Source organism: Kluyvera sp. CHPC 1.251 (assembly GCF_036759945.1).
GTDB lineage: Bacteria > Pseudomonadota > Gammaproteobacteria > Enterobacterales > Enterobacteriaceae > Kluyvera > Kluyvera sichuanensis.
The window spans coordinates 237,919-250,723 of record NZ_JAPKIC010000007.1; the positions used below are offsets into that span (position 1 = coordinate 237,919).

Below are 12,805 nucleotides of genomic sequence, written 5' to 3' on the forward strand. Positions count from 1 at the left end.
CTCTAACCAACTGAGCTACAGACGCATTGTTGCTTGCGACAACGGGGACGAATATTAGCGGCAGCGGCGGTCGGTGGCAAGCGGAAAATGTGTGATTTCACCCGACTGGAGAACTTTTGCCCATATTGCGCGCGTTTTAGCGCGCCTGGTGAAAATCCGTTGATCTCGCAGCATTTTATTTATCCAGCGCTCGCATGGAGGCGATGGAAAATCAGGACGGTCTGTGTGGTTGAGATATGAATTGTTATAATATAACATCTCATTTTTCTCGTATCAGATAAGGATAAATAATCATGAAACTTCTGGGTAAAGTGACGCTGGCTGTGGGGGCGCTGGTGATGGCAGGGCAGGCACTCGCTCATGGTCATCACGATCACGGGCAGCCGCTAACCGCGGTGGAGCAAAAGGCAGCCGAGGGCGTATTCAACGACAGCGACGTCAAGGATCGCGAACTGAAGGACTGGGAAGGGATGTGGGAGTCGGTGAACGCTTTGTTGCTGTCCGGCGATCTGGATCCGGTTTTCCAGCAGAAAGCCGATAAAGATAAGCGCAAAACCTTTGCCCAGATTAAAGCGTATTACCGCAAAGGCTATGCCACCGATGTGAACATGATTGGCATCGAAAACGGCACGATGGAGTTCCATACGGGCGATAAGGTGAGTTCATGCCAGTACCGCTATGCGGGGCACAAAATTCTGACCTATACCTCCGGCAAGAAGGGTGTGCGCTATCTGTTTGAATGTCAGGATGCTAACAGCGGTGCGCCGAAGTTCGTCCAGTTCAGCGACCATATTATTGGCCCGCGCAAGTCCAGCCATTTCCACATTTTTATGGGTAATCAGTCTCAGGACGCGCTGTTGGCAGAAATGGATAATTGGCCGACCTATTATCCGTATCAGTTGACCAAAAAACAGGTGGTTGACGAGATGCTGCACCACTAAGTGACAAGGCCGGGCTAAATTTGAGTGTAGCCCGGCCAGGCGAAGCGCCGCCGGGATGGTTAACGCGAGGCGCGCTGAAGAATCACCACATCCGGTTGACGCTGCAGGAAACGCATTCTCAGCATCATCAATACCGCCGCCGATGTCAGACCAATAATAAAGCCCCACCAGAAGCCCGCCGGGCCCATTCGCGGAACCACGATATCGGTCAGCGCCAGCACGTAACCGCACGGCAGCCCCAGCACCCAGTAGGCGATAAAGGTAATAAAGAAGATCGAACGGGTATCTTTATAACCACGCAGAATACCGCTGCCGATAACCTGCACCGAGTCAGAAATCTGATACAGCGCCGCCAGCAGCATCAATTGCGCCGCAAGCGTCACCACTTCCGGATTATCGTTGTACAGCAGCGCGATATGCGTACGCATCAGGGTGGTAAAAATGGCCGTACACATCGCCATACACACACCAACGCCAAGCCCGGTACGCGCGGAAACCTGCGCATCCGGCGTAGAACCTTGCCCAAGGCGGAAGCCCACGCGGATGGTCACCGCCGCCGCCAGCGACATTGGCAGTACGAACATCAGCGAGCTAAAGTTCAGCGCGATCTGGTGCCCGGCAACGTCAACGATCCCCAGCGGAGAGACCAGCAGCGCCACCACGGCGAACAGTGTGACTTCAAAGAACAGCGCCAGTGCGATAGGCAACCCCAGAGAGACCAGGCGTTTCAGGATAGCTGTATCCGGGCGAGCAAAGCGTTCTTTATTGCGGATATCGCGCATTGAGCCCGCATGGCGGACGTAGTAGAACATGCTGAAGAACATCACCCAGTAAACCGAGGCGGTGGCAACGCCGCAGCCCACGCCGCCAAGTTCCGGCATGCCGAAGTGGCCGTAGATAAAGATATAGTTGACCGGAATGTTAACCAGCAGACCAATAAAGCCCATTACCATGCCGGGCTTGGTTTTCGCCAGCCCTTCACACTGGTTACGCGCCACCTGGAAGCACAGGTAGCCCGGCGCGCCCCATAACAGGGCGCGCAGGTAGCCGACCGCTTTATCCGCCAGCGCCGGGTCGATGTTATGCATTGAGCGGATGATATACCCCGCGTTCCACAGCACGACCATAATTAATACTGAGACAAGCCCAGCCAGCCAGAACCCCTGACGAACCTGCTGTGCGATGCGGTCGCGGCGACCAGAGCCGTTGAGCTGGGCAATCACCGGGGTGAGGGCCAGCAGTAAGCCGTGACCAAAGAGGATCGCCGGCAGCCAGATAGAGGTACCGATGGCTACGGCGGCCATGTCGGTGGCGCTGTAGCCGCCCGCCATAACCGTGTCGACAAAGCCCATCGAGGTTTGAGCAACCTGCGCGAGGATAACCGGGATAGCCAGCGCTAATAATTGCCGCGCTTCACTAAAGTACTTCTGCACGTGAACACCTGTATTGTTGTTATTTATTCTCGCCGTACGCCGGGTACGGGAGACAGAAAAGCCGCCTTAACCGGCAGCAAGAAGAATAAATAGAGGATTTGCTCCATTATTGTAGCGAGGATTTGCTTTTAATCTAGTCAAAAAATAGGTGGAACGCCGGGGAAGGTAGCAACCTGTTTTCTCAACTGCTATTGTGCGTAGCAGACGAATCGGTAGACGTACCGTAATGATTATCAACAGGAGTTAACTGCATGTTCACTGGTATTGTGCAGGGCACGGCAAAAATCGTGTCCATTGATGAGAAACCGAACTTCCGTACCCACGTTGTGGCGCTGCCGGAACACATGCTGGCTGGCCTTGAGACGGGCGCATCGGTTGCACACAACGGCTGCTGCTTAACGGTCACGGAAATTAGCGGTGACCAGATCAGTTTTGATCTGATGAAAGAGACGCTGCGCATTACCAATCTGGGCGATGTGAAAGAGGGCGACCTGGTCAACGTTGAACGCGCGGCGAAGTTCAGCGATGAAATTGGTGGTCATTTAATGTCGGGTCATATTATGACCACGGCGGAAGTGTCTAAAATCCTGACCTCCGAAAACAATAAGCAGATCTGGTTTAAAATCCAGGACCCAACGCTGATGAAGTACGTCCTGTATAAGGGGTTCATCGGTATCGATGGTATCAGCCTGACGGTGGGTGAAGTGACGGCCACGCGTTTCTGCGTTCACCTGATCCCGGAAACGCTGGAGCGCACCACGCTGGGTAAAAAACGCCTGGGCGACCGCGTGAACATCGAAATCGACCCGCAAACGCAGGCGGTAGTGGATACCGTTGAGCGCGTGATGGCGGCAAAAGAAGCGGCAGCGCAGCAGGCTGCGGCAGAATAAGTATAAAAAAAGCCCGGGGCGTTCTGCTCCGGGCTTTTTTGTTTTTAACGGGCGACGCGCAAACCGCTCTCGACGCCGCGCGAGAACATCACCTGCCAGAGCTGAATATCTCGTGCACGGAAAGCACCCGCGCAGGCATTGAGATAGTAGCTAAACATGCGTTTGAATCGTTCAGAATAGTTGTCCGCGATTTCCGGCCAGCATTCGAGGAAGCGTTCATGCCATGCCATCAACGTCGTATCGTAGTCAGCGCCAAAGTTGTGCCAGTCTTCCATCACAAAGTGAGGTTCGCTGGCGTGCGCAATCTGGCGTACTGAGGGTAAACAGCCATTCGGAAAGATGTATTTGTTGATCCAGGGATCGACATTATTGTCTGTTTTCTTCGAGCCGATAGTGTGCAGTAAAAACAGTCCGTCGGGTTTCAGATTTTTGTCGACGACGGAAAAATAGGTGTCATAGTTTTTCGGACCAACGTGCTCGAACATGCCGACGGAAACAATACGGTCAAACTGGTCGTTAAGGTCACGGTAATCCTGCAGCAGTATCTCGACGTCCAGCCCCTCGCAGCGGGCCTGGGCCATTTTTTGCTGTTCCGCTGAAATAGTCACGCCCTTGACGGTGACGCCGTAGTTTCTGGCCATAAACGCCGCCAGACCACCCCAGCCACAGCCGATGTCCAGCACGCGCATTCCGGGTTTTAGCTGTAGTTTCTGACAGATAAGGTCTAGCTTGGCCTGCTGTGCGTCTTCCAGCGTCTGGGCGTCTTTCCAGTAGCCGCAGGAGTATTGCATATAGGGGTCGAGCATGCGGCTGAAGAGATCGTTTCCCAGGTCGTAATGTTCTTTACCGACCTGCCAGGCACGACGACGGCTTTGCAGATTAAACAGACGCGCGCCGGCAATGCGAAGCGTATCTTTAATATTGTGAGGGAGTTGCGTTTCTAATCCGGCGCGCAGCACCTTGTCGAAGAAGATATCCAGACGATCGCATTCCCACCAACCGTCCATATAACTTTCGCCAAGACCCAGCGAACCCTCTTGTAAAACACGTTTAAACAACCGAGGATTTCTGACTTGTATATCGCAGGGAGCATTGCCGTTTACTTCAATGCCTGCGCGGCCTAGCAGCTCGCTGACAATACGATACCAGTCGTCATCCGGTACACTAACTTCTTCTATACACGATGAGCTCATAGCTTCTCCATCCCGACCTGATGATCAGAACCTTAAAACAGCGTAGACGCTTTTTTTGGGTTTGTGAGAAATCTCACGAAATTCGTGAGCCTGCTATCCGACGTAGCACAGAGGAAGGGAAGAATCCCTTGCCGAAAGCCAATCCATGGTTCAACGGAAAGCTATCCTGCTCCCGCTTAATAAATTCAATCTATATTATTTATGTGATGCGGATCCAGTATAGGACGCTAAGTTTGTTGATTCAACTAAAAATCTTAGCGCCCTAATCATTTCCTGGGATATTGATCTGAGTGATGTTTAGGCGTGAGAAGCGGTGTGTTCCATTTCACGTTCAGCACGACGAGCGGCTAACTGCATCCAGTAGCCGACGCCTGCGAGCAGCACGGTCACCAGCATCACACTGGTGGTGGTCAGCAGCGGCGTGGCAATCAGCGTGGATACCGCAAGGCTCGCCAGGAAACACAGCCCTAACTGCAGCGTGTTTTGTAATGCAGCAGCACGGCCCGTCGCCTGCGGGAAGGGTTTCAGCGCCTGAGCGACGACGATCGGGTAGATCGCACCGTTGGCAATGGCCATCACACAGAACGGAATCAGCAGGGCGGTCAACGACGCGTTTTCTGCCAGACCCACGGCCCAGGTACCCACCACGCTCAGCGCGTAGATAACCAGCAGCCACGGCAGCATCTGGGCACCACGCCATTTTTGCAGCGCGGCGCGACAGCCGTAGCCGCCAATCAGGAAGGCGATGGTTTGCGGTACGTAGCTCAGGCCAATTACCGTCGGGCTGTAGCCCATCTCATGCAGGATGAACGGCGAACCGGTCAGCCAGGCGAAGAAACTTGCCGAGCAGGCGGCGTAAATCAGTACGTTGCCGCGATAGTCTTTGCTGCGCAGCAGGCGAATAAAGGTTAGTTTTTCTTCGCTGGTGGCATTTTTTTTGTGCGCAGGCTTGAGGCGGAACGCCGGGAGCATCAGCACCAGGGTGATGATAAACAGGGTAGCGAAGATGGCCTGCCAGTCAAAGTGCGCCAGCAGCCAGCTACCCAGCAGCGGGGCGAGCGCCGGAGAGAGCCCAACCAGCGGCATGATGGTGGCAAAAATGCGGTTGGTTCGCTGAGCTGGATAGTAGTCGGTGACCATCGCCTGCCAGGTCACCGCCGCGGCGCAGACGCCGACGGCCTGCACAAAACGCAGGACCAGCAGCGTGGTGCCATCGCGCACCCACAGCATACCAATGCAACCGATAGCGAAAATGGTTAACCCGGACAACAGAATCGGCTTACGACCGTAGCGGTCTGACAGCGGCCCCCAGAGGAGCTGCGCGACGGCAAAACCGGCCAGAAACAGGCTAAGACTCGCGCTGACGGCTGACGCTGGCGTTTGCAGGTCTTCCTGAATGGCGGCAAAGGCGGGGAGATACATATCGGTAGCCAGAAAGCCCAATACGCTCAGCCCCGCGAGCCAGACTAAAAATCCTTTCCCAGGTTGCATTAATTTCGCCCTTTTTATCATGAATAAACGATGCCGCTGAGTGTAGAGAGTGCATAACGGCTTGTGAAACGCTAATATTTGCGTCATGCATTCAAAAATTTTGCAGGCAGAAAATGTGGTCTGAATATTCACTGGAAGTGGTTGATGCGGTGGCGCGCAACGGTAGCTTTAGTGCCGCCGCGCAGGAACTGCACCGCGTGCCTTCTGCGGTCAGCTATACAGTACGCCAGCTGGAAGAGTGGCTGGCGGTGCCCCTATTCGAACGGCGCCATCGTGACGTTGAGCTTACTCCTGCTGGCGCATGGTTTTTGAAGGAGGGGCGGTCTGTTATCAAAAAAATGCAGATCACCCGCCAGCAGTGCCAGCAAATTGCTAACGGCTGGCGAGGACAACTGGCGATTGCCGTCGATAATATCGTGAAACCGCAGCGAACCCGGCAGCTGATTGTCGATTTCTACCGCCATTTCAGCGACGTCGAGTTGATTGTTTACTAGGAGGTGTTCAACGGCGTCTGGGATGCGCTGGCCGATGGCCGCGTGGAACTGGCGATTGGTGCCACTCAGGCCATTCCGGTCGGTGGCCGCTTCGCGTTTCGCGATATGGGGATGCTCAACTGGCACTGCGTGGTGGCAAGTACGCATCCGCTGGCGCAGATGGAGGGGCCGCTCAGCGATGATGTGTTGCGCAACTGGCCGTCACTGGTGCGCGAAGATACCTCGCGATCGCTGCCGAAGCGAACGACCTGGTTGCTCGATAACCAGAAGCGCGTGGTGGTGCCAGATTGGGCCTCATCGGAAACCTGTATTTCGGCGGGACTTTGCGCGGCGATGGTGCCGGGGCATCTGGCTCAGCCGTGGCTGGAAAACGGGGAGTGGGTGGCGCTACAGCTTGAAAACCCGTTCCCGGATGCCGCCTGTTGCCTGACATGGCAGCAAAGCGAAGCATCGCCTGCGTTGAGCTGGCTGCTGGAATATCTGGGAGATAGCGAGACGTTAAATGAAGAGTGGCTACGGACACCCGTGTAGGGTGTCCGTGGAAACGCTTAGCGGCGGTAGTCGCGGAACGGACCGTCGGCTACGGAGCGACGTTCGATAAGACGCGGATGCACCTCAATCGACTGCGAGGTCTCGCGTTTGCTGACGATACGGTCCATCAGCATGTTAAACGCCGTTTCACCGAGCGAATCTTTCGGCTGGTGAATCGTCGTCAACGCCGGGGTGAAGAAACGGGAGTTGCGCACGTTATCATAACCGATCAGCGAAATGTCCTGCGGCACGCGCAGACCCATCTCATCCGCGGCGCACAGTGCGCCCATCGCCATGATATCGCCACCGCAGAAGATAGCGGTAGGGCGCGGCTGCTGCGACAGGATCTGCTGCATTGCGCGATAACCAGATTCAGGCTCGAAGTCACCCTGCACAATCCAGTTTTTCGGTACGTTGATGTGCGCTTCTTCCATCGCTTTCATAAAGCCCGCCAGACGCCCCGCGCCGGTGTTGCGCTCCAGTGGGCCTGGGATCACGCCGATATCGCGATGACCGCGCTCAATCAGGTAACGGCCGGCGGTATAGCCGCCTTCAAAGGCGTTATCGATGACCGAGTCGGTGAAGTCCGCTTTAGCCTCGCCCCAGTCCATCACCACCATCGGAATGTGACGGTACTCTTCGAGCATCGTCAGCAGGGATTCCGGATACTCGGAGCACATAACCAGCAGGCCATCCACGCGCTTTTGCGCCATCATCGACAGGTAGGCGCGCTGTTTTTCCAGGTTATTCCAGGCGTTGCCCAGAATCAGGGTATAACCCTTCTCAAAGCAGTTTTTCTCAACGGCTTCGATAATTTCGGCAAAATAGGCCGCTTCGCTGCTGGTTGCCAGCAAACCAATCGATTTGGTGTGGTTTACCTTCAGGCTACGGGCAACGGCGCTCGGAGAGTAGTGCAACTCCTTGATCGCCGCCCAGACAGCTTCACGCGTCTCCTCGGCGACAAAACGCGTTTTGTTAATTACATGTGATACGGTTGTAGTGGAAACGTTTGCGCGCTTCGCTACATCTTTAATAGTTGCCATTCCATCTCACTCCAGACCCTGGCCTGCCCCTGATAAAATCGAAAGGAAAACGTTTGCCTTCACACACCCTGACGCAATTTTGTGGATTGCGATTCGCCGGGAAAACGATACAGGACGACAGGAGGGGGTCAATGGCCGGTACGCTTATAAATAAGCGTCGAATTTTGACTTATCCTGACGCAAAGTGGAAGAGTAAAAACAAACATCCTGCTAAATCTGTGAAGATTTTTGCGCAATACTGTGCAAAAATGAGTTAGCTCAGTTTTGCTGTAGCGATAAAAAGGAGAAAAGTTGATGAGTACCGAACTTAAGATGTCACTCACCACCACCGTCATTACCCTTGCGCTGATCGTTGCCGCAGGTTTGACTGCTGTACTGCATTAATTCCTCTGCGAGGGGGCACTCGCTCCCTCCTGTCTGATTGTTACCCGTTTAGCAATAATCTTTTGCTGTTTTGTACACTTCTGTTTTTATGTGATTGATGTCATGCTTTTGCCCATTATCGACATGCCGCGTCTGTCGTGCGGCCTACCGGAGCATTTGCATGAAAATTAACTTTCCCTTACTGGCGTTAGCCATCGGGGCCTTTGGCATCGGGACTACCGAATTCTCGCCAATGGGGCTCCTGCCGGTGATCGCAAAAGGTGTGGACGTCTCTATTCCCGCAGCCGGGATGCTGATCAGCGCCTATGCCGTAGGGGTGATGGTTGGTGCGCCGCTGATGACGCTGCTGCTTTCACATCGTGCCCGTCGTAACGCCCTGATCTTCCTGATGGCGATTTTTACCCTTGGCAACGTATTGTCGGCGATGGCGCCGGACTACACCACGCTGATGCTGTCACGCATTATCACCAGTCTTAACCACGGCGCGTTCTTCGGCCTGGGTTCCGTTGTGGCTGCAAGCGTGGTGCCGAAGCATAAGCAGGCTAGCGCCGTCGCGACCATGTTTATGGGGTTGACGATTGCCAATATCGGTGGCGTTCCGGCGGCGACCTGGCTTGGTGAAACCATCGGCTGGCGGATGTCGTTCCTGGCAACGGCTGGGCTTGGCATTATTGCCATCCTGGGGCTGTGGTTCTCTCTGCCGAAGGGCGGGGCGGGTGAAAAGCCGGATGTGAAGCGCGAACTGTCGGTGCTGGTGCGCCCGCAGGTGCTGTCGGCACTGCTGACCACCGTACTGGGCGCAGGGGCGATGTTTACGCTCTATACCTATATTTCACCGGTGCTGCGTACGATAACTCACGCCACGCCAGCATTTATTACGCTGATGCTGGTGCTGATTGGCGTAGGCTTCTCAATCGGTAACTACCTCGGTGGCAAATTTGCTGACCGTTCGGTGAGCGGTACGCTGAAGGGCTTCCTGCTACTGCTGATGGCAATTATGCTGGCGATTCCGTTCCTTGCGCAAACGCAGGTGGGCGCAGCGTTCAGTATGGTGGTGTGGGGAGCGGCAACCTTCGCGGTGGTGCCGCCGCTGCAGATGCGCGTGATGCGCGTTGCGCACGAAGCGCCGGGCCTTTCTTCCTCGGTGAATATCGGGGCGTTCAACCTGGGTAACGCACTGGGTGCGGTTGCGGGCGGAGCGGTGATCTCCGGTGGTCTGGGTTACAGCTTTGTGCCGGTGATGGGGGCGATTGTTGCCGCGCTGGCGCTGCTGGTAGTATTCCTGAGCGGCCGTTCACGCGGTGAAGAGGCGCTGGCCAGCCAGTAAAAACAAAAACGCAGAAGGGAGACCTTCTGCGTGATACGAGTTAACCCGGCGATGCCGGGTTATTTTTTTGCTTACGCCGCCAGATTCTCAGCCACAAACGCCCAGTTCACCAGAGCCCAGAAGTGCTCCAGATAGTTTGGACGCGCATTGCGGTAGTCGATGTAGTAAGCGTGTTCCCACACGTCAACGGTCAGCAGTGGCTTCGCGTCGGTGGTCAGCGGGGTTGCCGCGTTAGACGTTGAAACGATAGCCAGGGAACCATCCGCCTTCTTCACAAGCCAGGTCCAGCCCGCACCGAAGTTTTTCACTGCGGCATCGGTGAACTGTGCTTTGAATTCCGCGAAGGAGCCAAAGGATTTAGCGATCGCATCAGCGACGGCACCGGTTGGTTCGCCACCGGCGTTAGGTGCCAGGCAGTTCCAGTAGAAGGTGTGGTTCCAGACCTGCGCTGCGTTGTTGAACACGCCGCCTTCAGAGGTACGGACGATCTCTTCCAGCGTTTTGCCTTCAAACGCCGTACCTTTGATCAGGTTGTTCAGGTTAGTGACATAGGTCTGGTGGTGTTTGCCGTAATGATACTCCAGGGTTTCCACGGAAATATGTGGAACAAGAGCGTCTTTGGCATACGGTAATGCAGGTAATTCGAACGACATTGCTACTCTCCTTTATTATATTTGTACACTCAATAACCATGCATTGAGTAGGGATAGAGTAGCAAATTAAAAGGTGAGATAAAAGATAAGCTTACCCCGTTTATTAACAAACGGGGCAAGTGATTAACGAATTGTCTTTGGTGTCACAACGCGGCGAGCGCCGACGTAGTGGCGGACCCAATAGTCTTCGCTGAGCGAGGTAATCTGGATGTCCTGGCCGGTGCGCGGAGACTGAATAAATTTACCGTTACCGACGTACACACCAACGTGATCGGCGGTACCGCGACCCTGAGTGCGGAAGAAGACCAGATCGCCACTTTCCAGCTCGCCACGTTCGACCGGGCGCGCATCGCGCAAGTGATACATTTCGTTGGCGGTGCGGGGAATACGGATATTGACCAGATCTTTATAAGCGTAATAGACCAGACCACTGCAGTCGAAGCCGGTGCGTGGGGAGTTGCCACCCCAGCGATATGGCTTGCCTAACTGGCCCATCAGCTTGTTCATCGCAGTCTTCTGTACTTTCTGTACCCGCACTTTGTGCGCGGCAGCGATGGTCGTTGGTTTGGATTCGACAGGACTGGTGGTGCAGACCTTCTTGTGACCTTTGCGAACCTTGCAGGTCGTGGTGACACTGGCGGTCTTGGCCGCGCTGCTTTTCGCGTGGGTTTTAGCGGAGGCTGTTTTCGATTTGCTGGTGGCTGGAGCGACTTTCTTCGCTACGGCTGGCGTGGTTTTCTTCTTAGCGGCAACCGGAGTGGATTTTTTCTTAGCGTTAGATTTATTGTCCGCGTTCTTTTTCTTGCGTTCACTGCTTTTTACAGGAAGCGACTTTTGCGCCGTTGGCGTTTTGGCATGCCCTGTAGCATGCGCCAGCGGCGTGAAGGATAACGATGTAAACAGCAATGCACAGAGCGTGAACGACCATTTTTTTATCTGCGCCACTGAACAACCCTCTGAGTAAGATGCAGGCTAAATGTCCTTGCCTGGGTATGGTTTACAAAACCCAACGATTCTAATCCATAAAAACACGAATTGTTAATAGTGTTTTTATGTCTAAAACCCTGTTTCGTTAGCAACTGCAAAAAAAAACATCATTTGATACAACATGAGTTAAAAAATGAACAAGCTTTTCGCGCCGCTGCCGATAAACTCATATTTATAAAGCAACTTAACGCTTCAGACGATAAAATAGTAATGCGTGAACAAAATGTTATTTTCTGTTCAGGGTCTGAAACGTTACAATGTCAGACTACTGCCGTAAAAAGAAGTTTGAGGAAGCAAGATAATGAGCGAGACAATTGAAAAAATTCAGCGCCAGATCGCTGAAAACCCGATCCTGCTGTACATGAAAGGTTCCCCGAAACTGCCTAGCTGCGGTTTCTCTGCACAGGCCGTTCAGGCACTGTCTGCGTGCGGTGAGCGCTTTGCTTATGTCGACATCCTGCAGAACCCGGACATCCGTGCCGAGCTGCCGAAATATGCAAACTGGCCGACCTTCCCACAGCTGTGGGTTGACGGTGAGCTGGTTGGCGGCTGCGATATCATCATTGAAATGTACCAGCGCGGTGAACTGCAGCCTCTGATTAAAGAGACTGCGGCGAAATACGCTGAAGAGCCGAAAGCAGAATAATCGGTTCGCCCGGGTACCGGGCGCAGAAATTAAAAAAGCGACCTTCAGGTCGCTTTTTTTATGCTGCTATTCTTCGCTCGCTATCGGCAGCGGCCAGCCGCCGAGACGTTTCCAGCGGTTGACGATTTCGCAGAATAGAATGGCGGTCTGTTCAGTGTCGTACAGCGCCGAGTGTGCCTGGCTGCTGTCGAAATCCATGCCTGCCGCGGTACAGGCTTTTGACAGCACGGTTTGCCCCAGTGCCAGCCCGCTCAGTGCGGCGGTGTCGAAGGTCACGAACGGGTGGAAAGGGTTACGTTTGAGCGAAGCGCGATCGGCGGCAGCCATCATGAAGCTGTGGTCGAAGGTGGCGTTATGCGCCACCATAATGGCACGATTGCAGTCGCTGTCTTTCATACCCTTGCGCACCATCTTAAAGATGGCGTGCAGCGCATCATATTCGCTGACCGCGCCGCGCAGCGGGTTGCTCGGGTCGATACCGTTGAACGCCAGTGCTTCCGGCTCGAGGTTAGCGCCTTCAAAAGGTTCAACGTGGAAATGCAACGTCGTGTCCGGCATCAGCCAGCCTTGCTCATCCATTTTCAACGTAATTGCCGCTATTTCGAGCAGGGCATCCGTTTTGGCATTGAATCCCGCAGTTTCCACATCAATCACTACCGGATAAAACCCACGAAAACGGTCGCATAGACCATTAAGTTGCACATTGTCGGACATCAGAATCTCTTCACTTAGAAAAAGTAGCGCGCATTATGGCAAATTTTGCCGCGGCTTGGAAAGGCGGGGTAAAAAACG

General features: G+C 54.3%; 12 protein-coding genes, 1 tRNA gene and 1 pseudogene (1 of these 14 cut by a window edge). 6 read left to right on the plus strand and 8 right to left on the minus strand.

What is annotated here, in order from left to right; all coding sequences use genetic code 11:
- A tRNA-Val gene (locus V6940_RS15460) sits at nt 1-25 on the minus strand; it reaches 152 nt to the left of the window's first position.
- A gap of 268 nt (nt 26-293) precedes the next feature.
- Between V6940_RS15460 and zinT the strand changes: the two genes are divergently transcribed.
- Entirely contained in the window at nt 294-941 is a 648-nt protein-coding gene (gene zinT / locus V6940_RS15465; RefSeq protein WP_333496465.1) for a metal-binding protein ZinT, read from the plus strand.
- A 59-nt stretch (nt 942-1,000) separates the two neighbouring features.
- Here zinT and mdtK read toward each other — a convergent pair whose 3' ends face one another.
- Nucleotides 1,001-2,374, minus strand: a complete 1,374-nt coding sequence (mdtK, locus tag V6940_RS15470; RefSeq protein WP_333496466.1) for an MdtK family multidrug efflux MATE transporter — start codon at nt 2,372-2,374, stop codon at nt 1,001-1,003.
- Between the two features lie 251 nt (nt 2,375-2,625).
- On the opposite strand from mdtK, the gene V6940_RS15475 reads away from it, so the two are divergent.
- Complete coding sequence (locus V6940_RS15475; RefSeq protein WP_333496467.1) at nt 2,626-3,264, plus strand: riboflavin synthase subunit alpha; 639 nt, start codon at nt 2,626-2,628, stop codon at nt 3,262-3,264.
- Nucleotides 3,265-3,308: 44 nt separating this feature from the next.
- Here V6940_RS15475 and cfa read toward each other — a convergent pair whose 3' ends face one another.
- Nucleotides 3,309-4,457: a cyclopropane fatty acyl phospholipid synthase gene (gene cfa, locus V6940_RS15480; RefSeq protein ID WP_333496468.1), complete on the minus strand. Its 1,149-nt coding sequence runs from the start codon at nt 4,455-4,457 to the stop codon at nt 3,309-3,311.
- Between the two features lie 297 nt (nt 4,458-4,754).
- Entirely contained in the window at nt 4,755-5,948 is a 1,194-nt protein-coding gene (gene punC, locus V6940_RS15485) for a purine nucleoside transporter PunC (RefSeq protein ID WP_333496469.1), read from the minus strand.
- A gap of 113 nt (nt 5,949-6,061) precedes the next feature.
- On the opposite strand from punC, the pseudogene punR reads away from it, so the two are divergent.
- Nucleotides 6,062-6,973: pseudogene (punR, locus tag V6940_RS15490) on the plus strand (DNA-binding transcriptional activator PunR).
- A gap of 17 nt (nt 6,974-6,990) precedes the next feature.
- On the opposite strand, the gene purR reads toward punR, so the two are convergent.
- Nucleotides 6,991-8,016, minus strand: coding sequence for an HTH-type transcriptional repressor PurR (gene purR / locus V6940_RS15495; protein ID WP_333496470.1), 1,026 nt, complete (start codon nt 8,014-8,016; stop codon nt 6,991-6,993).
- A gap of 294 nt (nt 8,017-8,310) precedes the next feature.
- On the opposite strand from purR, the gene cydH reads away from it, so the two are divergent.
- Both cydH and V6940_RS15505 read left to right on the plus strand, forming a co-directional pair.
- Nucleotides 8,311-8,400: a cytochrome bd-I oxidase subunit CydH gene (cydH, locus tag V6940_RS15500; RefSeq protein ID WP_333496471.1), complete on the plus strand. Its 90-nt coding sequence runs from the start codon at nt 8,311-8,313 to the stop codon at nt 8,398-8,400.
- A gap of 160 nt (nt 8,401-8,560) precedes the next feature.
- A complete protein-coding gene (locus tag V6940_RS15505; RefSeq protein ID WP_185666147.1) occupies nt 8,561-9,727 on the plus strand; it encodes an MFS transporter in 1,167 nt (388 codons plus the stop codon).
- A 71-nt stretch (nt 9,728-9,798) separates the two neighbouring features.
- Here the strand turns inward: V6940_RS15505 and sodB are convergent, their stop codons facing one another.
- Nucleotides 9,799-10,380 carry a superoxide dismutase [Fe] gene (gene sodB, locus V6940_RS15510; RefSeq protein WP_185666148.1) on the minus strand — a complete coding sequence of 194 codons (582 nt, stop codon included), beginning with the start codon at nt 10,378-10,380 and terminating at the stop codon, nt 9,799-9,801.
- A gap of 123 nt (nt 10,381-10,503) precedes the next feature.
- Nucleotides 10,504-11,325 (minus strand): C40 family peptidase, encoded by an 822-nt coding sequence (locus V6940_RS15515; RefSeq protein ID WP_333496472.1) that lies wholly within the window; start codon nt 11,323-11,325, stop codon nt 10,504-10,506.
- A gap of 343 nt (nt 11,326-11,668) precedes the next feature.
- Between V6940_RS15515 and V6940_RS15520 the strand changes: the two genes are divergently transcribed.
- On the plus strand, nt 11,669-12,013 hold the full coding sequence (locus V6940_RS15520; protein ID WP_035896299.1) for a Grx4 family monothiol glutaredoxin: 345 nt from the start codon (nt 11,669-11,671) through the stop codon (nt 12,011-12,013).
- A gap of 66 nt (nt 12,014-12,079) precedes the next feature.
- Here the strand turns inward: V6940_RS15520 and rnt are convergent, their stop codons facing one another.
- Nucleotides 12,080-12,727, minus strand: coding sequence for a ribonuclease T (gene rnt, locus V6940_RS15525; RefSeq protein WP_333496473.1), 648 nt, complete (start codon nt 12,725-12,727; stop codon nt 12,080-12,082).
- Between the last annotated feature and the right edge of the window lie 78 nt (nt 12,728-12,805).